Origin of the sequence: Rhodomicrobium sp. Az07, assembly GCF_018619475.1 — a bacterium.
Lineage (GTDB): Bacteria > Pseudomonadota > Alphaproteobacteria > Rhizobiales > Rhodomicrobiaceae > Rhodomicrobium.
In genome coordinates this window covers 1-26,585 of sequence record NZ_JAHFZG010000006.1, presented here as the reverse complement: position 1 = coordinate 26,585, position 26,585 = coordinate 1, and the positions used below count along the sequence as shown (strand labels likewise).

The following is a 26,585-nucleotide window of genomic DNA, read 5'->3' as shown; positions in this document are numbered from 1 at the left end:
TGTCGCAAAGGCGCGACGGGCCTCATGATGGAAACGCGAGAAACAAACACGCTTCGACGCTGGCTGTCCATCGTCGGCATCGGCGAGAACGGCGTCGACGGGCTGACGGCGCATGCGCGCGCGCTCGTTTCGGGCGCGGAGCTGGTGGTCGGCGGCGCGCGACATCTGGCGCTCGCGGCGCCGCTGATCCGGGGCGAGGCGCTCGCATGGCCGAGCCCGCTCTCCGACGCCTTCCCGCTGATCGTGGAGCGGCGCGGGCGCCCAGTGTGCGTGCTGGCGAGCGGCGATCCGTTTCATTATGGCGTCGGCAAGCAGATCGCGACCTTTGCCGGGGCGGACGAAATTTTCTGCATCCCGCAGCCGTCATCCTTCAGCCTCGCCGCGTCGCGCATGGCGTGGGCGTTGCAGGACGTCGCCGCGATCACGCTGCACGGCCGGGCGCTGGAAGGGCTGATCCGGCATCTGTTTCCCGGCGCGCGCATTCTCGCGCTGTCGTGGGACGGCACGACACCCGCGAAGGCCGCGCGGCTTCTCACGGACCTCGGCTTCGGCGCGTCCCGGCTCACGGTGCTGGAAGAAATGGGCGGGATGGGTGAGCGCATCAGCAGCGCGCGCGCCGATGGCTTTGCGCTCGACGATATCGCCGCGCTGAATTTGCTCGCCATCGAAGTCGCGGGCGACGCGGGCGCGCGCATCGTGCCGCTGACACCCGGCCTCGACGATTCGCTGTTCGAGAGCGACGGCCAACTGACGAAGCGCGAGGTGCGCAGCGTGACGCTGTCGGCCCTCGCGCCGCGCCCCGGCGAACTCCTGTGGGACATCGGTCTTGGCTCCGGCTCCATCGCCATCGAATGGCTGCTGCGTCATCCGTCCATGCGCGCCATCGGCATTGAGGAGAACGCGGAGCGGGCCGCGCGGGCGATGCGCAACGCGCTGGCACTCGGCGCGCCTGACCTTCGCGTGGTCGAGGGCCGCGCGCCCGATGCGTTGGCCGACCTGCCTTCGCCGGACGCGATCTTCATCGGCGGCGGTCTGACGGACGCGGGCGTGTTCGACGCCGCGTGGGCCGCGTTGAAGCCGGGCGGCCGCATCGTCGCCAACGCCGTCACGCTCGAAAGCGAGGCCCTGCTGGTCGACGCGTTCAAGCGGCGCGGCGGCGAACTCACGCGCATCGAGATTTCGCGCGCGGCGGCGCTCGGCAGCTTCACCGGGTGGCGCGCGGCGATGCCCGTCACGCAGTGGCGCGCGGTGAAATCATGACGGACAGGGCGACCATCGTCGCGGGGCTCGGCTTCCGCAAGAATGCAGGCGCGGACGCCATCGTCGACGCTGTGGCGGCGGCGCTCGAAGCGGCGGGCGTCCAGGCTGCTTCGCTCGGCGCGCTGGCCACGCTCGCGGATAAAGCCGCCGAGCCGGGATTTCTCGAAGCGGCGCAGCGTTTTCGCCTGCGCGTGGCGCTCGTGAGCGAGGCGGATCTGGCCGAGGCATCGGCGGGCGCGCTCACGGTGTCGGCGCGCGTGATGGCGGAAAAGGGCGTGCCCTCGGTTGCCGAAGCCGCCGCGCTGGCAGCAGCCGGTCCGGGCGCGCGACTGCTTGGCCCGCGCGTCACCAACCGCGAAGCCGCTTGCGCCATCGCTAAGGGAGAGACCGAATGACCGTTCATTTCATCGGTGCGGGGCCGGGCGCGCCCGATCTCCTGACGCTGCGCGGCCGCGACCTCATCGCGCGATGCCCCGTGTGCCTCTATGCGGGCTCGCTCGTCCCGCAGGCGATCCTCGGCCATTGCCCGCCCGGCGCGCGCATCGTGAACACCGCGCCCATGTCGCTCGACGAGATCGTCGCCGAAATCGTCGATGCGACGGCGGCAGGCCATGACGTGGCGCGGCTCCATTCTGGCGATCTGTCGGTTTGGAGCGCGCTCGGCGAGCAGACGCGCCGCCTCGACGCGCTCGCCATCCCGTACACCGTGACGCCCGGCGTGCCGTCCTTTGCGGCGGCGGCGGCGGCGCTCGGCCGTGAGCTTACGCTGCCCGAAGTGGCGCAATCGGTCGTGCTGACGCGGACATCGGGGCGCGCATCAGCCATGCCGGAGACGGAGACGCTCGCCGCCTTCGCCGCCACGCGCGCCACGCTCGCGGTGCATCTGTCGATCCACGCGCTCGACCGCGTGGTGTCGGAGCTTCTCCCGTTCTACGGCGCGGATTGCCCGGCGGCGGTCGTCTACCGCGCGAGTTGGCCCGAGGAAACGATCATCCGCGCGCCGCTTGGCGAACTCGCCGCGAAGGTGGCGGAAGCGGGCACGATCGACCGTACCGCGCTCATCCTCGTTGGGCGCTCGCTCGGCGCGACGGATTTCCGCGAAAGCTCGCTCTACGATCCGGGCTATCAGCGCCGCTACCGGGGCCGAGGAGAATGAGCGGCGATGGCCCATCGGGGCCGCGCGGCGTCATCATCTCGGCCGTCAGGTCCGGCGCGGGCAAGACCACGCTTTCGCTCGGCCTGATGCGCGCATTGACGCGGCGCGGCGATACGGTGCAGCCGTTCAAATCCGGGCCGGATTACATCGATCCCGCCTTCCACGAAGCGGCCTGCGGACGGCCAAGCTTCAACCTCGATACTTGGGCGATGCCGCGCGCAATGATCGGCGGCCTTGTCGCGCGCGCAAGCGCAAACACGGATCTCTGCATCGCGGAAGGCGTGATGGGCCTGTTCGACGGCGTGGCGGCGGAAGGGCGGACGGCGCGCGGCGCGACCGCCGACCTCGCCGCGCTGACGGGCTGGCCGGTGGTGCTCGTGCTCGACGTGTCCGCGCAATCCGAGACGGCGGCGGCCGTGGCGCTCGGCTGCAAGCTCTATCGCGACGATGTGAGGCTCGCGGGCGTGATCCTCAACCGCGTGGCAGGGGAGGGGCATGAGCGGCCCATCCGCGCGGCGCTGGAGCGCATCGGCATGCCGGTGCTCGGCGCATTGCGGCGGCGCGCCGCCATCGCGCTGCCGGATCGGCATCTCGGCCTCGTGCAGGCGGGCGAGCATGCGGATCTCGACGGCTGGCTCGACGCGCTGGCGGATGAGGTCGCCGCGCAGGTTTCGCTCGACGCCATTGTCGCGAGTGCCGCGCCCTCAACGCTCGGAGCCGCCCCATCCGCGCCGCCGCTGCCGCCGCCCGGTCAGCGCATCGCGGTTGCGAAGGACCGTGCGTTCTCCTTCCTTTATCCGCACATGCTGCAAGGCTGGCGCGACGCGGGGGCAGACCTTCTTTTCTTCTCGCCGCTGGCCGACGAAGCGCCGGACGCCTCAGCGGATGCGGTGTGGTTGCCGGGCGGATACCCGGAGCTACACGCGGGAGCACTTGCCGCCGCCTCGCGCCTCCTCGACGGGCTTCGCGATGCGGCCGCGCGCGGCGCATGCATCCATGGCGAGTGCGGCGGCTACATGGTGCTGGGCTCCGGGCTCGAAGATACGGACGGCGCGCGGCACGCCATGGCCGGCCTGCTCGGCCTTGAGACGAGTTTCGCCAGGCGCAAGCTGCATCTCGGCTATCGGCGCGCGCGGCTGCTGGCGGATGGCGCGCTTGGGCAGGCGGGCGGCACGCTCTGGGGCCACGAGTTTCATTATGCGAGCGTGCTCGCGGTCAACGACGCGCCGCTGCTCGATGCCGTGGACGCGCGCGGCGAGCCTTGCGCCGAAACGGGGTCGCGGCGCGGAAGCGTCGGCGGCACGTTCTTCCACGCCATCGCTGTGGAAGCCTGAGCCGCAGCGTAACTATCGCCGCCGCTCCATCGCCGCTTTCAAAAGCGCCGCCGCGCGGTAGGGCGCATGCGCGAACCGGCCGAATGGTAGCGTCGCGAAAAAGCCAAGCACCGTGCCGAGATGCACGGCGAGCAGCACCCCCATCGCGGGCGTATCGCGCAGCGCCAGCAGCGCGAGGCCGGACGCGGCGACGGCGAAAAGCTGGGTTAGCAGGATAAAGTCGCCGGTCGTGTCGAAGGCCGCGCCGCCGCCCGTGCGCACACCCGCGAGCCCCGCCGCGCCGATCACCATGCCGACGCCGCCGACCGTGCCGAGGATTACGGGCAAACTCAAGAGCGGATATGGCGCGAGCCAGCCGAAGCCGTGATGATAGACGGTTGCGGTGCAGGTCGCCGCGAAGCAGAGCAGGAAGCCGTAAGCGAGCGCATGGTGAAAGAAGCGGCGCGCGGCGCTTTGCTCGCACGGGATGCCGCCGCCTTCGAGGTTGCGCAAGGTTGCCGCGTCGCGGATCGCAAGCGGGATGGCGCGCCACGCCGAGCCCGCCATTGGCGCGTCGTCGCCGCCCGAAATCGCGCGCCAGAACCGCGTCACGCGGATGCCCACAAGCGCGATCCCGAACAGGAATGGCGCAAGCGTCGCCGCCGTCATCGTCGCCCACGGGATCACGGCGTAAAACGCGCCCTCGCCCGCGTGTCGCGCGGTGAGCATGCCCCACGGGACGAGCGCAACGGTCAGCACCATGACGGCGACGAAGATCGCGAGCGCGAGCCATGGCCGCTCACGCCACGAAAGGGCGCGCACGTCCGCCAAAGCCTTGGGGGCGTCCACCGCGAAGACATGCGGCGGCGCGTATTGGCATGATGTGAGGCAGTTTCCGCAGTTGTGGCAGAGGTGCGCGATATAGGCGATGTCGCCGTCGCTGAAGGCTGGCGCCACGCCGGTTTTGCCCGCGCCGTTGTCGGCAATGGAAGGGCGCGGAGATTGTCCGCGCTGCTCGATGGCGCGCATCGCCTCGCAGAAGCCGTTGCAATAGTTGCAGACGGCGCAAATTGTGGCGACCCGACCGGCTTCGGCCAGCGGAGCGAGCCTTTCGGGCGAAGGCGCATCAGGCGAGCGCATGGCAGGCGGCCTCCTCTCCCGCGATGCGGCCGAAGACGGCGCCCACGGTCATGCCGCCGCCCGCAACGTAGCCAGTGCCGAGGATGTTCGGCGCCATGATCATGCCCGCCGCGAAGATGTTCGCGCAAGGCGAGCCGTCGCCACGGATCACGCGCGCGGTTTCGTCGACCCGGAGCCCCTGGCAGGTGAAGGTGATGCCGGGGCGAATCGGGAAGGCGAAAAAGGGCGGGCGTGTCACGCGCCCTGCTTCGCGCGCGGATGCCTCCAGCGTGGCGGCGTCAGCGCCGATGCGTGCCGCAAGGTCCGCGAGCGTCGGCGCTTCGAGCGGCGGGAATACCGAAAGCGGCGCGCGGTCGATGCCGTCGGCGTCGAGAACGAGGGTGGCGCGCTGTTCCGGCAGAGCGGCGATGAGCCGTCCCCACGTCGCGTAGCGCGTCGGGCCGGTGACTGCGGTTTCATCCGTGAAGCGCGCGCCCCGAGCATCGACAGCCATGCCGTATTCCATTCCGTCCACGCGGGTGACGATACCGCCATCGGCCGAGGGCGAGCGCGCGTCGACTGCCACGAGATGGGCGGCGTCGGCGTCGCCCACGGCTTGCGCCCCTTGCGCCAGAGCCGCGCGCAAAATCTCGCCTAGCGCGTAGGGTGTGCCGCGATTGATGAGCCTCGGCGATGCGGCTTGCATGGCGGCTTGCGCGCCGCCACACGCGAGCACCGTCGCGCGCGGGCGGAACGGCCCCGCCGCTCCGGTCTCAAGGTCAACGCCGTCCGCTTGCGCGTCGTACAGGATACGAACGCCGACACGCTCCGCTGTCGCATACAACGCATTCACCGCCGCCGTGCCGCCGCCAAGAAAGAACGCGGTCTTGCGCGAATAAGGAATGCCTCGCGTCTGAAATACAACCCCTTGCGCGGCGAGCCAGTCCGGCAGATCGGTCGACGCATGCACGAAGCGCTGCGAGAGATGCGCGTCGTTCCGGCCATCGCTCGCCTTGGCAAGATCGGCGAGATACTCCTCCTCACGGTAGATGCCGGGAATCCGCGCTGTCGGCCCGTCATGGGCGATCCGAAGGTTGCGCGAATGGCGCGTGTTGCCGCCGCGAAGCTCGCGCGGAGCGGCTTCGAGCATCGTCACGCGAGCGCCCGCGCGACGCGCCGAGATCGCAGCCGCGAGCGCGGCCAAGCCGCCGCCGATCACCAGAACCTGTTCGGGATTTGCGCCTGTCATGCCGCGCGAGGGTGTTGAGGTTGGCCTCACATATAGGAATTTTCCTCATGCCGCCAGCGCATTGCGTGATGCACCGTTGCCCGGCAATGGGGAACCGATTCTACCCCAAGCCAGCGCTTCGGCGTCGGAACAGCGCAAGATTATTCCAGGAGCTTGGCCAAAGCACGCTGAAATCGGCGAAAACCGACGATATGACGCGCGATTAGGCAATGAGCGTATTTTTTTGCTCTGTTGCCCATAAGTTGAAGGTGACAACCTCTGCGTTTTTCGCTAGTCTGCCATAACAATTCGACATGGGTAACGGATGGTTGAGCAGAGAACGAGGCACGGCGCCCAAGTCTAGGGAGGAAAGCGCTTGCGCCGCCCCCAAGGGCGCGGGTGCTCCAAATATAAAAGCCAGGCAGTAGAAAAACTTGGAAACAGCAAGGTTCGCCTTGCTGTTTTTATTTTTAGTCCCGGCGGAGGAAGGCGGCGGTATCGATGATCCCGAGCGAGATCGCCTCATGCAACGCCGCAACAATCACCGTCGCCACGACGGTTGCCAGCACCGCATTAGCGAACAGTCCCGTACTGGGGACAGCAATTTCGCCATCGGCGCCGACCTTTCGGGGGATGCTGAAAAGAAACACAATCCACCAGCAAGTCACGAACAGCGCAATCGCCAGCAGGATATTCATGGCGTCTTACCTTTGTTCCAGTTCTACCAGCGTGCCGCAAAAATCCTTCGGATGAAGGAAGAGCACGGGCTTGCCATGTGCGCCGGTCTTCGGCTCGCCGCTGCCGAGCACGCGCGCGCCCTTTGCCACAAGCCTGTCGCGGGCGGCGAGGATGTCGTCCACCTCGTAGCAGATGTGATGGATGCCGCCGTCCGGGTTCTTTTCCAGAAACTTCGCGATGGGCGAGTTCTCGCCCAGCGGTTCCAGAAGCTCGATCTTCGTATTCGGCAGCGCGATGAAGATCGTGGTGACGCCGTGGTCCGGCTGGGCCACGGTTTCCGACACCTCCGCGCCGAGCGTGTCGCGATAGACGGCGGCGGCCGCTTCGATAGTCTTCACGGCAATCGCAACGTGGTTCAAGCGTCCGATCATGCGGCTGGTCCTCATATTTCGCAGGTGTTAAAGCACGGAAACCAGCACTGAGCAAAGCGGCTTCTTGCCCCAAACGAGGCGCATTTCCGCACGCATCGAGCGGGCGACCGCGTCGCGGATCAACGCGGGATCCTTGCGCCTTGGGCGGGGGATGCTCTCGACCGCATTGTAGACCGCTGACAACGCGCGTTCGCTCATCGGCGAGCCCTTGGAGTCGCGAGCGGGAAGGCCCGCCATGCTGACGACCGGATCGGCCGCGATGTCGCCGCTGCGCGAGATCACCACCGACACGGCGATATACCCGTTCCAGGACAACCGCCTGCGTTCCGTCACGCATGGGTCGCCCGCGTCGAGCACGAGATTGCCGTCGCGATAAAGGCGGCCGATCGGTATGCCGCTGTCCGCGATATGCGGATGGCTCGGCCCGAGATGCACAAGCTTCCCGTCGCGGACGCCGCGCAGCGCCATGATCCCGTGACCTTCGGCGAAGGTGGCGTGCGCTTCGAGGTGGCGCGGCTCGCCATGCATGGGGATGAGGTATTGCGGGCGCGTGAGCCGGTACATGCGGGTGAGTTCGCCCCGGCGCGGGTGGCCGGATGCGTGGATCGGCCCCTCATGCGCCTCGGTGATGATCGAGATGCCGCGATCCGCAAGCTGGTTCTGGATGCGGATCACGGAGTCTTCGTTGCCGGGGATCGTGCGCGAAGAGAAGATCACGCTGTCGCCTCTGTCGAACTTCACGAAAGGATGCTCGCCCTTGGCGATCCGGGCGAGCGCAGCCTGGGCCTCGCCCTGGCTGCCGGTCACGAGCGCCAGCACCTTGTCGCGCGGGATGGACGGAAACGCGTCCTGATCCGAATAGGTGAGATGTTCCGGCCAGAGGCCCGAATCGCGCGCAGCCTCCACGATACGGTGCATCGCGCGGCCGATCAGCACCACTTCGCGGTCCGCCGCGCGAGCCGCTTCCGCGACGGAAATCAGCCGGTTGACGTTCGACGCGAAGGTGGTGAGCGCGACGCGGCCCTTCTGGCGGCCGACGACGAGCTTGAGATTGTTCGCGACCACTTCTTCCGTGACGCTGATGCCTTCGACGAGCGCGTTCGTGCTGTCGCAGATCAGGGCGCGCACGCCCTCGTCGCCGAGCCGCGCGAATTTCGCTTCGTCGCTCGGATCGCCATAGGCCGGCGTATCGTCGAATTTCCAGTCGCCCGTATGGAGCACATTGCCGGCGGGCGTGCGAAGGAACACGGAATTGCACTCGGGGATGGAGTGCGCGACGGTAACGAGATCGACATCGAACCGCCCGATGTTGAACCGAGACCCCTGCACCATCTCGACGATGGGGACTTCGGAACCATGGCTGTGTTCCTGAAGCTTCGAACGCAGGAGATGCGCGGCGAACTTCGTCACATAGACGGGCGCGCGCAGCTTCGGCCACATCTCGGCGACCGCGCCGATGTGGTCTTCATGCGCGTGGGTGATGAGGATGCCCGCGAGGTTCTGTCGATCGTTCTCGATGAACCGGAGGTCGGGCAGAACCACGTCCACCCCGGGCTCGGAATCGTCGGGGAAAGTGATGCCACAATCGATCATGAGCCATTGCCGGTCTACCTCGGGGCCGATGCCGTAAAGGTAGACGTTGAGGCCGATTTCACCGATGCCGCCGAGGGGCAAAAAAACGAGTTCGGGATTGGCAGGCGTTCCTGTCACTGTCATTCTTTTTATGGTTTCCAACAAAGGGAGTTAAGTCGCCGGCCGTGGCGGTCAGCGAAGCGCATCCAGATAAATGTCGCCCGCGGTGACGGTCATGACAACCCCCGCCTCGGTCGTAAGCATCAATGCGCCGGTATCGTCGACGCCGCAAAATCTACCGCGAATAATGGAATTGTTCAAATTTACGCTGATTTTTTCGTTGAGCGCCAGCGCGCGGGAAAGCCACGCCTCGCGGATCGCGGGAAAGCCCCGGCCTTCATCCCAGCGCGCAAGCCTTATGTCGAAGGCGCGCGCGAGCGAGGCGAAGACCGCCTCCACCGATGACGATACGAGGCCGAGCGACGCAACCTCGCGGCCGGTGTCGGCGGGCGGCGCGGCGACATTCATTCCAACGCCGAGCACGACGGCGAGGCTGCGATCTTCGGCGAGCGAGATGCTTTCCAACAGGTTCCCCGCGAGCTTCGCGCGCCCGAGCATGAGATCGTTCGGCCATTTCAGGCGCAAGCGGGACGCCTCATCCGGCGCAAGGTGCGCGGCCGCCGCGTCGTAGGCGGCGAGCCCCGCGACGAAGGAAAGCTGCGTTGCGGTTGCCGCGCTGGCGCCTGTCTTCAGAACGAGCGTCGCGTAGACATTGCCCGCCGGCGACTGCCACGAGCGCCCCGCGCGGCCCCGCCCTTTCGTCTGCGTCCGCGCCACGATCCAGAACGGAAGGCGCGCCCCGCCAGCAAGCTGACGCAGGGCCTCCTCGTTCGTGGAATCGATACTGTCGAAGCGAAGAACCGGTATGTCAGGGAGCGTCATCGAGCCTCAGAAGAACGTGCGCGAGGCTGCGTCGGCGGCAAGCTTGAGCGGGCTCGGATAGAGGAAGAACAACAGCGTGAATGCGGCTGTAATGCCGAGCGTGATCTTCACGGACGGTGCAATCGGCTGGAAGGTTTCGCCCTTCTCATCGAAATACATCACCTTCACGATACGGAGATAATAGTAGGCGCTGATCACCGAAAGCACAACGCCGACGATGGCAAGCCAGTAAAGCTGCGACTGAACGGCGGCGCTGAAGACGTACAGCTTGGCAAAGAACCCGGCGAGCGGCGGGATACCGGCGAGCGAGAACAGCAGCATCGCGAACAGGAAGGCGAACAGCGGCTGCTCCTTCGAGACGCCCGCGAGATCGGAAATGCTTTCGCTGTAGGTCGTGCGCCCGTTGCGCATGGCGAGGACGCAGGCGAAGGCCCCGGCGGTCATCGCGAGGTAGATCGCGAGATAGATCAGCACGGCCGACACGCCATCGGCGGCGGCTCCCCCCGGAACGGCTGCCGCGAGGCCGACAAGCGCGTAACCCACATGTCCGATGGACGAGTAGCCGAGCAGCCGCTTGATGTTGGTCTGGCCGATGGCGGCGAAGGCGCCGAGCGCCATGGACCCGACCGAGATCGCGATAATGATCTGCTGCCATTGCTGCGTCGCGTCGGGGAAGGCCGTCAGCACCACGCGGATGAGCATCGCCATCGCCGACATCTTGGCGGCGGTCGCGAAAAAGGCGGTGACGGGCGTCGGCGCACCTTCGTAAACGTCGGGCGTCCACATGTGAAACGGCACCGCCGCGAGCTTGAAGGCAAGCCCGGCGAGGATGAAGACGAGGCCGAAGACGAGGCCCACCGATGCGCCGCTCACTTGCACCACTTCTGCGATGCGCGCGAAGTTCGTCGCGCCCGTATAGCCGTAGACGAGCGACGCGCCGTAGAGCAGGAGGCCAGAAGACAGGATGCCGAGGATGAAGTATTTCAGGCCCGCCTCGGTCGAGCGCAGTTGATCGCGGTGGAATGCGGCGAGGACGTAAAGCGCGAGGCTCTGCAATTCGAGTGCGAGATACAGCGAAATCAGGTCGTTCGCCGAGATCGTCAGCATCATGCCTGCCGTCGCAAGCAGGATCAGCACCGGATATTCAAAGTGAAGGATGCGCTCGCGGCGCATATAGTCGAGCGAGAGCAGGATCGCCAGCGCCGCGCCCGCAAGCGTGAGGATCTTCATGAATCGGGCGAAGCCGTCATCCACGAAAGCGCCGTTGAAGAGTTCCTGCGCGACCGATGGCTGGCGCGCGATGAGGAACATCGCGCCGACGAGGACGCCGACAGCCACGATGCTGATGGAAAGCCCCGCCGGATAGCGATTGTACACGCCCCACATGAGGAGCACGAAGGCCGCTAGGACGACGAACAGTTCCGGGTAGATCGGCGCGTAGGTCGAAAACATTGTGGAAGCCTTGGTGAAAGCGTCGGACAGCATTGTCACCGCCTGTTCTCAAGTTCGGCGAACGACTTCGCCGCCGCGCCCGTGTCGGCTTTCGCCTGAAGTTCCTTTTGATACGGCTCGATCATCGCCTTGACCGACCCGCTCGTCATGTCGAGCACCGGCTTCGGATAGAAGCCGAGCACGATGGTGAGGATCAAGAGCGGCGCCATGATGCCGATTTCGCGCGGGCTCATATCCTTGATGGTGGCGAGGGACGGTTTTTCGAGCTTGCCGAAGATCATCTTGCGATAGAGCGTGAGCGCATAGACGGCCGAGAGGATGAGGCCGAAGCAGGCGAAGAACGCCGCAACCGTGTTGGCCTCGAACGTGCCCATCAGCGTCAGGAACTCGCCGACGAAACCGCTCGTGCCGGGCAGGCCGACATTCGCCATGGTGAATACCATGAAGAAGAAGGCGTAGATCGGCATGCGGTCGGCAAGCCCGCCATAGGCCGCGATTTCGCGCGTATGCATGCGGTCGTAGACGACGCCGACCGCGAGGAACAGCGCGCCCGACACGATGCCGTGGCTGATCATCTGGAACACCGCGCCCTGCACGCCCTGCTCGGTGCCGGAAAACACGCCGATGGTGACGAAGCCCATATGCGCCACAGATGAATAGGCGATGAGCTTCTTCATGTCCTTCTGCGCGAAGGCTACGAGCGAGGTGTAGATGATGGCCGCAACGCCGAGCGTCAACATCAGCGGCGCGAACTGCACCGACGCATCGGGGAACATCGGCAGCGAGAAACGGATGAAGCCGTAGCCGCCCATCTTCAGCAGGATTGCCGCCAGAACCACGGAACCCGCCGTCGGCGCTTCGACGTGGGCGTCCGGCAGCCATGTGTGAACCGGCCACATCGGCAGTTTCACCGCGAAGGACGCGAGGAAGGCGAACCAGAGCCACGCCTGCACATTGACGGGGAAGTCGTATTTCAGCAGCGCCGGAATCTCGGTCGTGCCCGCCATGCCGTACATGACGAGGATCGCGATCAGCATGAACAGCGAGCCGAGCAGCGTGTAGAGGAAAAACTTGAAGCTCGCATAGACGCGGCGCGGTCCGCCCCACACGCCGATGATGATGAACATCGGGATGAGGCCGCCCTCGAAGAACAGGTAGAACAGCACGAGGTCGAGCGCGCAGAAAACGCCGATCATCAGGGCTTCAAGGATCAGGAACGCGATCATGTACTCCTTCACGCGCACGGTGATCGAATTCCAGCTCGCAAGGATCGTCAGCGGCATGAGGAAGGTCGTCAGGATCACGAAGGGCAGCGAGAGCCCGTCGACGCCGACATAATAGGTGATTGTGTCCGACAGCCAGGGCCGGTGCTCCACAAACTGGAAGCCCGGATTGGCATGGTCGAAGTCGTTCAGAAGGATGAGCGACAGCGCGAAGGTGACGACGGTCGTCCACAGCGCAATCCAGCGCGCGTTCTTGAGTGCGGCTGCGTCGGTGCCTCGGAGGACGGCGAGCAAAAGCGCGCCGATGACCGGCAGCAGCATGAGCGTCGTCAGGATGGGCCATTCTTTCATAGGGTGAACAAAGCCCCGCGATAAAGGTAGGCGAACCAGGTGATGAGGACCGTCACGCCGATCAGCATGACGAAGGCGTAGGTGTAGACGAAACCGGTCTGGATGCGGACGACGCGCTTCGTGGTGGCAACCACGCTGGCGGCGACACCGTCCGGACCGAGCCCGTCGATGATCGCGCCGTCGCCGTACTTCCACAGCACACGGGCGAGCCATCGCGTCGGCCGCACGAAGATCCAGTCGTACAGCTCGTCGAAGTACCACTTGTTGTAGAGGAAGGCATGGATCGGCCTGAAGGTCTTGACGGTCCAGGCCGGAACGCCGGGCGACGCGATATAGGCCCACCAGGCGACGCCGAATCCCGCAGCCATCACGATCGTCGGCAGCCACTTCATGACGATGTCGGCCACATGCGGCTCGTGCCAGCCGTGAAGGAAGTACAGGGAGCCACGCCAGAACTGTGCGTAGTCGGCGCCGACGAAGTACGGTGCGAAGACAAGCCCAGCAAACAGCGCGCCGGCCGAGAGGATGAGGAGCGGCCCGGTCATGACGGGCGGCGATTCATGCGCGTGCTCGAAAGCGTGATGATCTTTCGGCTGGCCGTAGAACGCCATGAAGATCAGCCGCCACGAATAGAACGACGTGAGGAAGGCAGCGGATATCAGCATCCAGTAGACGACATGCGCCAACCCGGAATGCGAAACTTCCGCTACCTCGATGATCATGTCCTTCGAGAAATAGCCCGCCGTAAACGGAAAGCCGGTGAGCGATAGCGTGCCGATGACCATCATGCCGAAGGTGAGCGGGATGGCCTTTCGCATGCCGCCCATCTTGCGCAGATCCTGCTCGCCGTGCAGCGCATGGATAACGGAACCGGCTCCGAGGAACAGAAGCGCCTTGAAGAAGGCATGCGTGAAGAGATGGAAGATCGCCGCGCCGTAGGCCGAAAGCCCGAGCGCGACGAACATGTAGCCGAGCTGCGAACACGTGGAATAGGCGATGACGCGCTTGATGTCGTTCTGCGCCACGCCGACCGTCGCCGCGAAGAATGCGGTGATCGCGCCGACACAGGTGACCACGATGAGCGCCGTCGGGGACAGTTCGAACAGCGGCGACAGGCGGGCCACCATGAACACGCCCGCCGTCACCATGGTGGCGGCGTGGATGAGGGCGGAGACCGGCGTCGGGCCTTCCATCGCGTCGGGCAGCCACGTGTGCAGCAGGAACTGCGCCGACTTTCCCATCGCACCCATGAACAGGAACAGGCAGATCAGGTCGAGCGCGGGCACCTGATAGCCGAAGAAGGGAATCGTTGTGGCCTGATGCTCCTTCGCGGCGGCGAAGATCGTGTCGAAATTCACATCGCGGAAGATGTACCAGATGCCGAAGATGCCGAGCGCGAAGCCGAAATCGCCGACGCGGTTCACCACGAACGCCTTGATCGCGGCCGCATTCGCGCTCTCGCGTCGATACCAGAAGCCGATGAGGAGATAGGATGCGAGGCCAACGCCCTCCCATCCGAAGAAGAGCTGAACGAGGTTATCGGCCGTCACCAGCGCGAGCATGGCGAACGTGAACAGCGATAGATAGGAAAAGAACAGCGGCTGGCGGTCGTCGTCGGACATGTAGCCGACCGAATAGATGTGAACGAGAGCTGAAACCGTGTTCACCACCACCAGCATGACGGCTGTGAGCGTGTCGATTCGAAGCGACCACGTCGTTTGCAGATCGCCGACGCCAATAAAAGGCAATAGCGTTATGCGCGCTTCCTGCCCCTCGACGCCAACCTGATAGAGGGCGAGCCACGAAAGAGCCGCCGAGACGAGGACCAGAGCGCTCGTCAGAAAGCCCGAATTCTTGTCGCCGAGCGAGCGCCCGAAAAAGCCGGCAAAAAGCGCGCCGATCAGCGGAAGTAGGACGATGGCCTGATACATGCCCGCCTCAGCCTTTCATCGAGTTGATGTCGTCAACGGCGATGGAGCCGCGGTTCCGGTGGTAGATGACGATGATGGCCAGCCCGATGGCTGCTTCCGCCGCAGCAACGGTCAGCACCATCAACGCGAAGATCTGGCCAGTAAGGTCGTTCAGATAGGCCGAGAAGGCGACGAGGTTCACGTTCACTGCAAGCAGCATCAGTTCGACGCACATCAGGATGATGATCACATTCTTCCGGTTGAGGAAGATGCCGAAGGCGCCGAGCGTGAACAGGATCGCGGCGACGGTGAGATATTGCTGGAGTGCGATGCCGGTCGCGGCCTCGACGGGTGAGATCGTGTTCAGCATGGCCCTCAGGAGATCCCTTTCCCGGTTTCGACTTTAACCACTTCGATGGCGTCCTCGCGTTTGCGTCCGACCTGGCGCGCGATGTTCTGCCGCTTCGAATCGGAGCGGTGACGGAGCGTCAGCACGATAGCCCCGATCATCGCGACAAGAAGCACAAGCCCGGAAAGCTGGAAGAAATAGAGGTAATCCGTATAGAGGACGCGCCCGATCGCTTCGGTGTTGGTGACCTGCTCGCCCGTTACCGGCCGGAACGCGCCCGGCGCAACGGAGAAGCCGCCCACGACGAGGATCAACTCGGCGAGCAGCACGAGCCCGACCAGAATGCCGACGGGCAGATAACGGCTCATGCCCTTTCGAAGCTGGTCGAAGTCGATGTCGAGCATCATCACCACGAACAGGAACAAGACCGCGACCGCGCCCACATAGACGATGATCAGGATCATCGCGAGAAACTCGGCGCCGAGCAGAACGAAAAGCCCCGCCGCGTTCAGGAAGGCGAGAATGAGGAACAGCACGGAATGGACCGGATTTCGCGCGGAAATCACCATCGCGCCCGATGAGATGAGCACGATGGAAAACAGGTAGAAGAAGTATCCAGCGATTGTCATGCGCGGCCGATCTCGAAAAATGCGGCGTAAGCCGTGGAAGACATGGTTCGTCCTCTGGATCGCGCCCGCCAAACGAACGCAACCCGTCCTTTCGTTCAAGCTCGACAGCAAGGCCGCCAAGCGCCCTCGCAAATCGACCTTTCGGAACACCCCACCGTCGGTGAACGCGCGGCGCCGTGCCCTGCTATCGCATCCGCCGGGGCATTTCGGCCTGACGACGGATCGATCTCGTGTGAACCCTCTAGGGGGCCGCCTCCGGTTCGTGCCCACTTGCCGGCGGCGGCGTTCTGCGGTGAGGGGGAAGAACTTGCCGATCATGGCGGTTCAAGCTCCTTCCGCCCCTCGTCGGAAGAAAGCCAATCGTTCGCGCGCCATTTGCGCCGTTGAGGCGTTACACGCGCAAGCCCGTGGGTGGAGACATTCGGAAGCTACCGTTAGTAAAGGTTAACGGTAGGGCGCATCGAGTTCAATATTTTTTGCAAGAATGCGCTCCCATCTGTCCCCGTTCGCGAGCAGTTTTTCCTTGTCGTACAGCAGTTCCTCTCGCGTCTCTGTGGCGAATTCGAAATTCGGTCCTTCCACGATGGCATCCACCGGGCAGGCTTCCTGACAGAAGCCGCAATAGATGCATTTCACCATGTCGATATCGTAGCGAGTCGTCCGGCGTGTGCCGTCGTTGCGGCGCGGCCCAGCCTCGATGGTGATGGCCTGGGCCGGGCAGATGGCCTCGCAAAGCTTGCACGCGATACAGCGCTCCATGCCGTTCGGGTAACGGCGCAGCGCGTGCTCGCCGCGAAAGCGGGGCGAGAGCGGATTCTTCTCGAACGGATAGTTGATCGTCGCTTTCGGCGCGAAGAAATACTTCATGGCAAGCCACGTCGCGACGATAAACTCGCCGAGAACCGCTGATCTCAAAGACTGGCCGAAGCCGCCCATGCATGCACTCCCTTTGGATAAGCCCGCGCTAGCGCGCGAGACCTCCGAATTGAAGAACCGCCGCCACAACCACAACCATCGCGAGCGACGTCGGCAGGAAGATCTTCCAACCCAGCCGCATCAACTGATCGTAGCGGTAGCGTGGCACGATCGCCTTCACCATCGCGAACACGAAGAAGACGAAACAGAATTTCAGAACGAACCAGAAGATCCCCGGCACCCAGGTAAAGGGCGCGACCTCGAACGGCGGCAGCCAACCGCCCATGAAGAGGATCGTAGCCAGCGCGCACATCACGGTGATAGCGACGTATTCGCCGAGCATGAAGAGAAGATAGGGCGTCGAGGAGTATTCCACCATGAAGCCCGCGACGAGTTCGGACTCGGCCTCGGGCAGGTCGAACGGCGGCCGGTTCGTCTCGGCGAGCGCCGAGATGATGAACACCACGAACATCGGGAACAGCGCCAGCCAGTACCAGCCGAAGAGGCCGTAATCGCCGCGTTGCGCCTCGACGATGCCGGACAGGTTCATCGTGCCCGCGCACAGGATCACCGTCACCAGGATGAAGCCGATGGACACCTCGTAGGAAACCATCTGCGCGGCGGAGCGAAGCGCCCCCAGAAACGGATATTTGGAGTTCGAAGCCCAGCCGCCGATGATGACGCCGTAAACCCCGAGCGAGGATATCGCGAAGATATAGAGAATGCCGACATTCAGGTCGGACACAACCCACCCGTCCGCCACCGGGATCACTGCCCAGGCGGCGAGAGCAAGCACCGTCGTCGCGAGCGGCGCCAGCAGGAAAAGCGTCTTGTCCGCTCCCGCCGGGATGACCGGCTCCTTCACCACGAATTTCAGGAAGTCCGCGAAGGATTGAAGGAGCCCGTAAGCGCCGACGACGTTCGGGCCGCGCCGAAGCTGCACCGCCGCCCAGATCTTGCGATCCGCCAGCAGCAGATACGCGATGAACAGGAGCAACGCGACGAGCGTCAACAGGCTTTGACCGAGGATCAGCGCGGTCGGGAAGCCGTAGTTACTCCAAAGTGTGCTCCAATCAGCCATCGGCGCCCGCAAGTCCCTGCTCGTATTCCTGATGCAGCGCTGAAAGCTCGGCGAGAACCGCCGAGGACCGCGCAATCGGGTTGGTCTGGTAGAAATCTTCGATGAAAACGCCGAATGGCGCATCCGGCAGAGGCGGCAAATCGCCGAGCTTCAGCTCAAGCGGGGCTGCCTCAACCGTGTCGATGGCGGCGAGATGCGGATGCGCCTTGTAGAGCGCCCTGCGCAGCGACCCGAAACAGTCGAAAGGCAGCTTCGCGCCGAGATGCTCGGATAGCGCGCGGAGAATGGTCCAGTCCTCGCGGGCATCGCCGGGCGGGAAGATCGCGCGTTCGCCAAGCTGAACGCGGCCTTCGGTGTTGACGTAGGTGCCGTTCTTTTCGGTATAGGCCGCGCCGGGAAGAATGATGTCCGCAATGCGAGCGCCCGAATCGCCGTGCGATCCCTGATAGATCACGAAGGCGTCGCCGGTGCGGCTCACGTCGAACTCGTCCGCGCCGAGCAGATAGAGCACTTCGATATCGCCGCTCTGCGTCCCTTCGAGGATGCCCGCGGTGTCGAGACCGCCGTCGCCCGGCACGAAGCCGATGTCGAGGCCGCCGACGAGCGCCGCGCTCGCGTGAAGGATCGAGAGCGGGTTCCAGCCCGCATCCTCGCGGCCCTTCATCGCCGCCGCCGCAATTTCGGCCGCCTTCGCCAGCACGGCATCGCCCGCCTCATGCGAAAGCGCGTCCTGCCCGACGATGATGAGCGGATGCGAAGCATCGGCCAGCGCTTTCAGCACCGGATTGTCGGGCTTTGCGATCTCGTCGAGCATGGCCAGCGAATTGCCGAGCCATTCGTAGGGGTAAGTGAGGTCGACCTGCGGGCCGATCAGCCCGATGCGCGCGTGATTGTGCAGATAAGCGCCGCGAATGCGGGCATTGAGCACCGCCGCTTCCTTGCGCGGGTTCGTGCCGACGAGAAGGATGACGTCGGCCTTCGAGATGCCCGCGATGGTCGCGTTGAACAGGTAGCTTCCGCGCCCGTGTCTCGGGTGGAGCTTCTGGCCGTGCTGGCGACAATCCATGTTCGGCGAGCCGAGAAGCTCAAGCAGCGTCTTCAGCGCGAACATGTCTTCGACCGAACAAAGGTCGCCCGCGATTGCGCCCACTTTCCGCGCGCCGGCCTTCTCGACCCGCGCTGCGATCTCGGTGAACGCCTCGTACCACGACACTTCTTCGAGCACGCCGTCACGGCGCATATAAGGCCGGTCGAGCCGCTTCTTCTTGAGGCCGTCGACGAGCGCGCGGGATTTGTCGGAGAGCCACTCCTCGTTCACGCCGTCATGGTTGCGCGGCAGGATGCGCATGACTTCGCGACCGCGACTGTCGATGCGAATGTTCGAGCCGAGACCGTCCATCACGTCGATGGATTCGGTCTTGCGCAATTCCCATGGCCGCGCCAGGAACGAATAGGGCTTCGACGTCAGCGCGCCCACGGGGCAGAGATCGATGACGTTGCCGCTCAGTTCCGAATGGAGCCCACGTTCGAGGTAAGTGGATATCTCCATGTCCTCGCCGCGTCCGATCGCGCCGAGTTCCGGCACGCCCGCGACTTCCGACATGAAACGGACGCAGCGCGTACACTGGATGCAGCGCGTCATGAAAGTCTTGATGAGCGGCCCGAGATATTTTTCCTCGACGGCGCGCTTGTTCTCGCGGTAGCGGCTGCCTTCGGAGCCGTAATACATCGCCTGATCCTGAAGATCGCACTCGCCGCCCTGATCGCAGATCGGGCAATCGAGCGGATGATTGATCAGCAGGAACTCCATCACGCCTTCGCGCGCTTTCTTCACCAGCGGCGAATCGGTGAGAATCGTGGGCGGCGTGCCGTCACGGTTCGGCCTTAAATCGCTGACATTCATCGCGCAAGATGCCATCGGCTTGGGCATTCCCGCGATTTCCACGAGGCACATGCGGCAGTTGCCCGCGATGGACAGCCGCTCGTGATAGCAGAAGCGCGGTATCTCCGCGCCAGCCTGCTCGCATGCCTGCAGAAGCGTTATGCCGTCCTCGACCTCGACCTCGTTGCCGTTGATATTCAGCTTCGGCATTTTTGTCCTTTATTAGCCCATCCCCCGGACGCCTTTATGTCATCAAGGGGCCGCGCGCGGCAACGGTTAACTAAGCCAAACTGCAAACAGACCGCTTCAACGAGCTGTTTTTAGAACAAGTCGACGCGCGACCTAAAAGCGCACCCTTTCGCAGTGATCATTTGACGGACGAATTGCCCAACATGTGTGCCGCGTTTGCTCTTATCGCAGGCACGGCAAAGAACAAGCTGATGGCCCTTCAAACCCGGTCGTTTATCGGAGACGACCGAGTCGGAAGGATTCGACCGGATGGAAAAACGCATTGCTTCCGCTTCCAGACGCAACGCTTGCGGTAACAATCTGTATCTCAGGTTGACCTCGCCATTCCAATGATTTCAGGCAGGGTGATCCTAAAGCATTATTCCACCGGTCATCCAACAAGAGCCGGGAACGCGCTGTCGATGGCGTCATCGGCGCAGACGGGCGGCCCGACGCGTACGCCGCGAACAACGCCACTGTACTCGTCGAGCGCCCCCGGCACGAGGTCGGCATAAAGAAGCCTCGCCGGATCGACCGGCCCCGGAAGCTCAATGCGGCCGTGCGGTATCGGACGAAAGCCGGCGCGCGCGTAATAAGGCAGATCGCCGACGAGGATCACGAGCCGGTGGCCGAGGTCTTTCGCGCGCTTGAGGCCGTAGAGCATCAGGCGAAGGCCGTGCCCAAGGCTCTTGTGTTCCCCCGAAACGATCAGCGGGCCGAGCAGCAGCGCGCCCGGCACGTCGCCGACCGTAACCGGCGTCAGGTCCATCGCAGCCACCATCTCGCCATCGAGTTCCATGCAGAAATTGAGGCGCGGATCGCGGACCGCGTTCTCGCGGACGCGATAGGCGGTGCGCGCGAAACGGCCCGGCCCGAAGGCGCATTCATTCAGATAGGAAAGGGCTGATTGATCGTCGGGCGTTTGCAGCCGGATCGTGGCGGACGGCATCGTCATCGCGAACCTGTTCTCTGTAAGACCGGGAAGGACGGAGCGGCTCGCGGCGCTTCGGGCGCGCGCAGCCTCACGCAAGGCGCGCTATCTTCGTCGGCTCGCGAAAGTTGACAGGGGCTGTGCGTCCAGTCTGGCCATGGGCCTGCCCATACCACGAAGGGCGGTGCACGTAAACAGGTGGCGTCTATGGGAATGCTGCCGGATACGCGCCGGGAAGCGCATTCATCTTTCGGGGCCTGTGGCCGGAGCCCCCACCTGTGAGAGGAAGCGCACAGCGCGAGTTTATGCGAAGCGCGCGGCCATTTACGTCCAAGGCGCCGCGCGGGCCTGCTGCTGCTTCTCGCTTTGCGCTGCGGGTTCGCGTCCAAGCAGCCAATCGAGACTGACGTCGAGCACGTCGGCGACGTAGCAAAGCCGATAAAGCGGCAGATGGATCGCCGTCACGGCAAGATCCTGTCCCGCCTCGGCCGGAAGCCCGGCGCGCTCTGCCACTTCCTCCGGGGGCATCCTTTTTGCCCGGCAGGCATAATCGAATCGGGACGGAAAGACAGACAGGTTCGTCATTTCACGCTATCACTCGCACCCTCGCAATCACATCTTAAGATTGTAATCATAACTCGATACCAAATGGTAGCTGAATCAGAATGCGCATGAATAGTTAAACACTGCTGCTTATCGCCCTGGTGCTCTCGCTCATTTGGCCCACGTTCCTGCACGCTCTCCAGCAAATGTCTGCGCCTCGAAAGCACAAGCACCAATTGAGCGAAGGCTCCGCCGGGGGCAATCGAAACCAGAAACGCGGTCTGATCCGGGTTGGCAGCGACAATGTTTCCTGCCTTAATGGCTCGGGCAGTTCACGCAGGCCATCCGCTGCGGTTCCTCTGAAAAAAAGAGCGATGGACGGAAAACTCCTCATTCAGCTTGTCGTGTTTCTGGGGGTCGCTGCGCTGGCGGCGCCTCTCGCACGCATGCTCAAGCTCGGCTCAATTCTTGGCTATTTGTTGGCGGGCGCCTTCATCGGTCCCTACGGCATCGGCTACATGTTGGGCTATTCGACAAGCGATCCCGAAATGTTGCGTCATATCGCAGAGCTTGGGGTCGCGATGTTCCTGTTTCTCATCGGCCTCGAACTGCGCCTCAAACGCCTCTGGAAGATGCGCGAGGCCGTCTTCGGCGCAGGGTCGGCCCAATTCATCATAACGGGCATCCTGCTCGTCGTGCTGATCTGGGGCATCAATCCGAGTACCGACCTTTCCTTCTCGGAAGCGATGCTCGTCGGGCTCGCCCTCGCCTTGTCCTCCACCGTGCTCGCGCTCCAGACGCTGGAAGAGAAAGGCGAACTGACGTCGCGCCACGGCCGCCTCGCCTTTTCAGTCCTGCTGTTCCAGGATCTCGCCGCGATCCCGCTTCTCGCCGCGGTGCCGCTTCTCGCGGTCAAGGCTTCGTCGCCGGAGCTTCTCACCATCGCGGGCGTGGTGAAGATTTTCGCCGCCATTGCGCTGATCATCGTGGCCGGGCGCTATCTTCTCGACCGGCTGTATCATGTCCTCGCGCTGACGCAGGTGCGCGAAGCGATGATCGCGGCATCGCTGCTGACGGTTGCGGCGGTGTCGCTGCTGATGACGTCGATCGGTCTGTCGGCCTCGCTCGGCGCGTTCCTCGCGGGCGTTCTGTTGGCCGACTCGCGCTTCCGTCATCAGATCGAAGCAGACATCAAGCCGTTCGAGATGTTGCTTCTCGCGCTCTTCTTCACCTCCATCGGCATGGCGCTCGATTACCACGCGCTGCTGCGCCAGCCCTTTCTGATCGCGTTTGCTGTCATCACGCTCGTGGCGGTGAAATTCACCGTTCTTTATGCTGTCGGGCGCTGGCAGCGGCTGAACGTCTCCTCGGCGCGGCGGTTCGCCATTATCGCCTCGCAGGGCGGCGAATTCGCCTTCGTGGTTTTCGCCGGCGCCGAGCAGGGAGGGGTGCTGACCTCGCCGCTCGCTTCCTCGCTCGCGATCATCGTCACCCTTTCGATGATGACGACGCCTCTGCTTCTGGGGCTGGACGACTTCCTGCGAAAGCGGGCGGTGAAGGCGGAACCCCTCTACGACGAGCTTCCATCGAGCGCGGGGCATGTGGTGATTGCAGGCTTCGGCCGCGTCGGGCAGGTCGTGGCACGCGTTCTGACCGCCAAGGGCATTCCGTTCACCGCGCTCGACGCAGACCCCGATCAGGTGCAGCTTGTGGGGCAGTTCGGCAACAAGAGCTATTTCGGCGATGCGAGCCGTCTCGCCATTCTGGAAGCGGCGGAAGTCGGCAAGGCGCGCGCCTTTGTGCTGGCCATCGACGATGTCGAAAGTTCGCTCAAGGCGGCGCAACTCGTGAAGGCCTATTTCCCGCATGTGCCCATCTATGCGCGTGCGAGAAACCGCCGCCATGTGCATCAGCTCATGGATCTCGGCGTCGAAAACATCGAGCGCGAAGCCTTCCATTCGACACTCGAAATCACCCGCGACCTGCTGCGCGGCCTCGGTCTTTCCGAAGGCGAGATCCGTTTCACCATCGAGACATTCCGCGAGCACGACGAGGCGCGGCTTTACGAAGACTACGCGCATTATACCGATGTCGAGAGGATGGCCGCGCTTGCGATGCAGCGGTCGGAAGAGCTTGCGCAGCTCCTCGCGCAGGATTGGGAGAACGCCGCCGAGCGCACGAAGCGCGCGGATGACAAGAAACGGCAGGACGACAAGAAGACCGAGGAAAAGAAGCGATCCGAAGCCAAGGCGAAGACTGCGGTTGCGTTGGCCGATGGCAAGCCGGTGACGTAATAAACTAAAAATAAGAGACCGTTTTACCGATCTGGTTGCGATTCAATCAGATCGGAACGGGCTCTAGCCTCCCGCCTGACGCGGCTTGAAGCGACTCTTGGCTTGCGGAGCCATCGCCGACGCCGAGCATTTACCACCCGGAAGAGCGCGCGAGCGATAATGCCCCACTTCGCAACCTCCCGGAGCCCGGATGCCGCCCACCCTTCAAAATACCGCATTGCCCGCGCGGCGTGGATCGTCACCGCCGCGCATCGCCGCCCTTGTTGCGGCGGGTGCCCTTTTCGCGCTGTTCGCGGGGGTATCGGCAGCGGTTTACGGTGGCGGACTGGTCGACTTCGATCGCGGCCTGCTTCTCGCGCTGCGCGATCCTGCGAACCCCGCCAACGCGCTTGGCCCGCGCTGGCTTGCCGTCGCGGCGCGCGATGTCACTGCCCTCGGGTCGACGGCGGTGCTGACACTCGCGACCATCGTCGCGCTCGGCTATTTCGCGCTCGAACGGCGCTGGGGCGGTTTCGCGCTGGTCTTCGCCGCCATTGTCGGCGGCACACTCGTCAACAACACGCTGAAGGCTCTGGTGCAGCGCGCGCGCCCCGATTTCGTCGCCGAAATCGCGGAGACATCGACCTACAGCTTTCCGAGCGGCCATGCCTTCATGTCGGCCGTCACCTTCCTGATCCTCGGCGCGCTCATCGCCCGTGCGCGGCCCGGCGCTATGGGGAGAACCTTCGTTTTTGCCGTTGCCGTCGCGCTGACGCTTCTCATTGGTTTGAGCCGCGTCTATCTCGGGATGCACTGGCCATCGGACGTGCTTGCGGGGTGGTGCGCGGGAGCGAGTTGGGCGCTTTTATGCTTGGCCGCCGCAGACTGGTTCGGAAGGCGCGGGCCTGCATGAGACAGCGCGGGGGCGCGAAAGCCCCCTATCGCAGCGGGCGTGGCGTGATCGGGACGTCGTAGCTACGGCGGTCCTTGGCCCGAGCGAGGCTGAAATGCCACCATTCGGCGGGGTAATTGGTGAAACCGGCCCGCTCCATCAACGTGACGAGAACATCGCGCGATTGCCGTTGCTCCGGCGTGAGTTCGGGAAACGCCGTCTTGGAGGCGCGGTCGAAGCAATCGAAAGAGGTGCCCATGTCTAGCTCGCCCGGACCGAGTTCGCCGAGCGCGAGGGCATTCGCATTGCTGCGCACGGCTTTCGGCTCGTCCGCCGGAGCTTGAGCGGCGGCGATACAGGTGGAACGCAAGAGCGGTGGGCGGTCGCTTCCGCCCTGCCGGACAAGTGTCAGATCCACGGCAAGCCCCGTCGAATGCGACGAGCGCGACGCGATATAATTCGGCACGAGCGCGTCCTTCGGCAGACGCGGATACTGGCTTTTCGTGCGCCCGTCCTCCGGCGCACGCGCCCACGCCCCGAACGCCCGCACCGCGCGTTGCGGGCGGTAACAATCGAAGACCTTGAGCGAGAGGCCGAGACCCTGCGCCGAGCGCTGCGCACGTTTCAGCGCTTCGGCTGCATCGCGCCGCATCACGCATTCGGGTGCCTCATAGCCGGGAACGGGCGCCCCGGTGAAATTATTCAGCCCCGCATAGCGCATGTCCTGCTCGATATCGGGGGCAACGTCGCGAAGATAAACGAAGCCGTCCGGCAGGTCGGCCTCTGCGGTCGCTGAAGTCAGCCCTGCCGCGAAACAGAAAAGAGCCACCGCAAAGCTTCGCCAATTCATTTGCTTTCGTCCTCACGATTTTCTCACGAAATTGTTTGTTATAATCCGTAAATCGATGGCTAAGAAACGAACCGAAAAACCGTTTTTGTGTCTATTTCCATTATAAGATGACAGAATGGGAAACCGGCAGGAGGTATTTCGTGGCCGAGGAATGGCTTTATCAAATCCGCGTCGGGTTAAGCGATCAGGCGGCGAGCCTTCTCAATGTCGATCCGCAAAACACGGCTCTGCAATCTTTAACCGACGTCCTGCAGAAACATCGCGCTGCGGCGATTACAGTCTTTGACGCGTTCGCCGGATATGTCAGCGAGGCCGAGCAACAGGGCGTCGAGAAATATCCGCTCTACGCCTGGACGAAGGCTGCGCTGGAAGATCCGGCCAAAAGAGAGAAATTCGCGAAATTATGCACGCTGCACGTCAACGGCGATGAGGTTTATGAAAAGTCCGTTGCAGATGCTCTCGAAGCGGACCTGTTGCCGCTCGTCGAGCATGGCGCGCTCACGCGCGTCACGAAGCACGACTCCAACCCCGCCAACAATCCCCAACCGCCAGCGCGATTCCGGCAGGGTTAAGGGACCGGCATCAGAGTGATCGCAGCCGTTCGGAGCTAGCGCCTGGAGAACGCGCCTTGTCTGGCGTCGAGCGCCCTTGCAAACAGAACGCCTCCGGTTTCGCATGGTCGATCTATCCGCCGAACCAAATCCGGTGCGGATACAGCGTCGTGCCGTAAATCAGAAGCGGCACAACGCTGTAAATTGTTGCTGTCTTCAGCTTCTCTGCGTCAAATCGAGTCCGATCTAACGCAGGCTTATCTGGATCGAGCCAAGGCAAAGCTTGGCGGACGAAACGCCGCCCGAAGGCGGCGTCTTGCATCACAAGCCGGTTTCACAGCTGAAGCCGCCAGGCTTCCGGCCGTACTGGCGGGTGCCGGGGTAGTGGTTGAGCCCGTTCTTGTCCACCCACACGACCGAGCCACGACATTTGGCCGCCGCTTTGCGCTCGCTGGCGAACAGGCCGCGCTTCGGCTGCTCGACACTGACCTTTGCCGGGCCTTTGCTCGCATCCTCGCCTTTGCTCTTCTTGGACTTGGCCTTTTCTTCTTCCTTGGCGGCAGCTTTGCCCTTCAGCTTCTTCTCGGTGTCTGCGGCCTTTGCCTTCTTCTCAGGCTCGGGCTTCGCAGCTTCCTTGGCTTTTTCCGCTCCCGCTGGCTTGGCCTTCTCGTCAGGCTTTGAAGCTTGTTCGGCGGGCTTGGCCTTCTTTTCGCCTTCCGCCTTGGCGGCCTCGACCGGAGCGGGCTTCTTCGCCTCGTCGGCCTTCACAGCTTCCTTCGCGGGCTCGGCGGCGGGCTTCTCAGCGGCGACGGGCTGAACAACCTTC

Annotated in this window: 24 protein-coding genes and 1 pseudogene; 7 read left to right on the top strand and 18 right to left on the bottom strand. The window is 63.9% G+C overall.

The genetic code is table 11. The features are described from left to right. The first annotated feature begins 24 nt into the window (after nucleotides 1–24). Genes cbiE through KKP04_RS05955 form a run of 4 tightly spaced genes read left to right on the top strand, consistent with a single transcriptional unit; the run spans nucleotide 25 to nucleotide 3,750 of the window. Complete coding sequence (gene cbiE, locus KKP04_RS05970) at nucleotides 25–1,260, top strand: precorrin-6y C5,15-methyltransferase (decarboxylating) subunit CbiE (RefSeq protein WP_215027984.1); 1,236 nt, start codon at nucleotides 25–27, stop codon at nucleotides 1,258–1,260. Further along, nucleotides 1,257–1,655, top strand: coding sequence for a cobalamin biosynthesis protein (locus tag KKP04_RS05965; protein WP_215027982.1), 399 nt, complete (start codon nucleotides 1,257–1,259; stop codon nucleotides 1,653–1,655). Before cbiE ends, KKP04_RS05965 begins: the two co-directional genes overlap by 4 nt. Next, entirely contained in the window at nucleotides 1,652–2,416 is a 765-nt protein-coding gene (gene cobM, locus KKP04_RS05960) for a precorrin-4 C(11)-methyltransferase (RefSeq protein WP_215027980.1), read from the top strand. Before KKP04_RS05965 ends, cobM begins: the two co-directional genes overlap by 4 nt. Next, a complete protein-coding gene (locus KKP04_RS05955; RefSeq protein ID WP_215027978.1) occupies nucleotides 2,413–3,750 on the top strand; it encodes a cobyrinate a,c-diamide synthase in 1,338 nt (445 codons plus the stop codon). Before cobM ends, KKP04_RS05955 begins: the two co-directional genes overlap by 4 nt. A gap of 12 nt (nucleotides 3,751–3,762) precedes the next feature. Here the strand turns inward: KKP04_RS05955 and tcuB are convergent, their stop codons facing one another. The 16 genes from tcuB to KKP04_RS05875 form a co-directional block, all read right to left on the bottom strand. Next, a complete protein-coding gene (gene tcuB / locus KKP04_RS05950; RefSeq protein WP_215027976.1) occupies nucleotides 3,763–4,869 on the bottom strand; it encodes a tricarballylate utilization 4Fe-4S protein TcuB in 1,107 nt (368 codons plus the stop codon). After that, on the bottom strand, nucleotides 4,856–6,097 hold the full coding sequence (tcuA, locus tag KKP04_RS05945; protein WP_215027973.1) for an FAD-dependent tricarballylate dehydrogenase TcuA: 1,242 nt from the start codon (nucleotides 6,095–6,097) through the stop codon (nucleotides 4,856–4,858). The genes tcuB and tcuA overlap by 14 nt, the downstream gene beginning before the upstream one ends. A 449-nt stretch (nucleotides 6,098–6,546) precedes the next feature. Continuing rightward, on the bottom strand, nucleotides 6,547–6,774 hold the full coding sequence (locus tag KKP04_RS05940) for a hypothetical protein (RefSeq protein WP_215027972.1): 228 nt from the start codon (nucleotides 6,772–6,774) through the stop codon (nucleotides 6,547–6,549). 6 nt (nucleotides 6,775–6,780) lie between these two features. Then, entirely contained in the window at nucleotides 6,781–7,185 is a 405-nt protein-coding gene (gene mce, locus KKP04_RS05935) for a methylmalonyl-CoA epimerase (protein ID WP_215027970.1), read from the bottom strand. 27 nt (nucleotides 7,186–7,212) lie between these two features. Further along, nucleotides 7,213–8,901 carry a ribonuclease J gene (locus KKP04_RS05930; protein WP_215027967.1) on the bottom strand — a complete coding sequence of 563 codons (1,689 nt, stop codon included), beginning with the start codon at nucleotides 8,899–8,901 and terminating at the stop codon, nucleotides 7,213–7,215. Nucleotides 8,902–8,949: 48 nt separating this feature from the next. Beyond that, entirely contained in the window at nucleotides 8,950–9,699 is a 750-nt protein-coding gene (locus KKP04_RS05925; RefSeq protein ID WP_215027961.1) for a biotin--[acetyl-CoA-carboxylase] ligase, read from the bottom strand. Between the two features lie 6 nt (nucleotides 9,700–9,705). After that, nucleotides 9,706–11,184, bottom strand: a complete 1,479-nt coding sequence (gene nuoN / locus KKP04_RS05920; RefSeq protein WP_371818716.1) for an NADH-quinone oxidoreductase subunit NuoN — start codon at nucleotides 11,182–11,184, stop codon at nucleotides 9,706–9,708. A gap of 2 nt (nucleotides 11,185–11,186) precedes the next feature. Next, entirely contained in the window at nucleotides 11,187–12,725 is a 1,539-nt protein-coding gene (locus KKP04_RS05915) for an NADH-quinone oxidoreductase subunit M (protein WP_215027959.1), read from the bottom strand. Beyond that, a complete protein-coding gene (gene nuoL / locus KKP04_RS05910) occupies nucleotides 12,722–14,656 on the bottom strand; it encodes an NADH-quinone oxidoreductase subunit L (protein ID WP_215027957.1) in 1,935 nt (644 codons plus the stop codon). The genes KKP04_RS05915 and nuoL overlap by 4 nt, the downstream gene beginning before the upstream one ends. Nucleotides 14,657–14,663: 7 nt before the next feature. Further along, complete coding sequence (nuoK, locus tag KKP04_RS05905; protein ID WP_215027955.1) at nucleotides 14,664–15,005, bottom strand: NADH-quinone oxidoreductase subunit NuoK; 342 nt, start codon at nucleotides 15,003–15,005, stop codon at nucleotides 14,664–14,666. Nucleotides 15,006–15,010: 5 nt separating this feature from the next. Further along, nucleotides 15,011–15,613, bottom strand: coding sequence for an NADH-quinone oxidoreductase subunit J (locus KKP04_RS05900; protein ID WP_215027953.1), 603 nt, complete (start codon nucleotides 15,611–15,613; stop codon nucleotides 15,011–15,013). Between the two features lie 444 nt (nucleotides 15,614–16,057). Further along, nucleotides 16,058–16,549, bottom strand: coding sequence for an NADH-quinone oxidoreductase subunit NuoI (nuoI, locus tag KKP04_RS05895; protein WP_215027951.1), 492 nt, complete (start codon nucleotides 16,547–16,549; stop codon nucleotides 16,058–16,060). 28 nt (nucleotides 16,550–16,577) lie between these two features. Continuing rightward, nucleotides 16,578–17,609 carry an NADH-quinone oxidoreductase subunit NuoH gene (gene nuoH / locus KKP04_RS05890; RefSeq protein ID WP_215027949.1) on the bottom strand — a complete coding sequence of 344 codons (1,032 nt, stop codon included), beginning with the start codon at nucleotides 17,607–17,609 and terminating at the stop codon, nucleotides 16,578–16,580. Then, nucleotides 17,602–19,701 (bottom strand): NADH-quinone oxidoreductase subunit NuoG, encoded by a 2,100-nt coding sequence (gene nuoG, locus KKP04_RS05885; RefSeq protein WP_215027947.1) that lies wholly within the window; start codon nucleotides 19,699–19,701, stop codon nucleotides 17,602–17,604. Before nuoG ends, nuoH begins: the two co-directional genes overlap by 8 nt. 409 nt (nucleotides 19,702–20,110) lie before the next feature. After that, complete coding sequence (locus KKP04_RS05880) at nucleotides 20,111–20,674, bottom strand: GNAT family N-acetyltransferase (protein ID WP_215027945.1); 564 nt, start codon at nucleotides 20,672–20,674, stop codon at nucleotides 20,111–20,113. A gap of 300 nt (nucleotides 20,675–20,974) precedes the next feature. Then, nucleotides 20,975–21,178: a hypothetical protein gene (locus KKP04_RS05875; protein ID WP_215027943.1), complete on the bottom strand. Its 204-nt coding sequence runs from the start codon at nucleotides 21,176–21,178 to the stop codon at nucleotides 20,975–20,977. Nucleotides 21,179–21,567: 389 nt separating this feature from the next. On the opposite strand from KKP04_RS05875, the gene KKP04_RS05870 reads away from it, so the two are divergent. Next, nucleotides 21,568–23,487, top strand: a complete 1,920-nt coding sequence (locus KKP04_RS05870; protein ID WP_215027941.1) for a cation:proton antiporter — start codon at nucleotides 21,568–21,570, stop codon at nucleotides 23,485–23,487. A gap of 190 nt (nucleotides 23,488–23,677) precedes the next feature. Further along, the gene (locus KKP04_RS05865) at nucleotides 23,678–24,379 is read left to right on the top strand and encodes a phosphatase PAP2 family protein (RefSeq protein ID WP_215027939.1); all 702 of its coding nucleotides are present in this window, start codon (nucleotides 23,678–23,680) and stop codon (nucleotides 24,377–24,379) included. Nucleotides 24,380–24,404: 25 nt separating this feature from the next. On the opposite strand, the gene KKP04_RS05860 is transcribed toward KKP04_RS05865, so the two are convergent. Beyond that, on the bottom strand, nucleotides 24,405–25,208 hold the full coding sequence (locus tag KKP04_RS05860; RefSeq protein ID WP_215027937.1) for a M15 family metallopeptidase: 804 nt from the start codon (nucleotides 25,206–25,208) through the stop codon (nucleotides 24,405–24,407). 140 nt (nucleotides 25,209–25,348) lie between these two features. Here KKP04_RS05860 and KKP04_RS05855 point away from each other — a divergent pair, with 140 nt between their 5' ends. Further along, nucleotides 25,349–25,780 (top strand): hypothetical protein, encoded by a 432-nt coding sequence (locus tag KKP04_RS05855; RefSeq protein WP_215027935.1) that lies wholly within the window; start codon nucleotides 25,349–25,351, stop codon nucleotides 25,778–25,780. Between the two features lie 300 nt (nucleotides 25,781–26,080). Here the strand turns inward: KKP04_RS05855 and KKP04_RS05850 are convergent. Next, nucleotides 26,081–26,585, bottom strand: a pseudogene (locus KKP04_RS05850) (hypothetical protein); the annotation flags it as partial.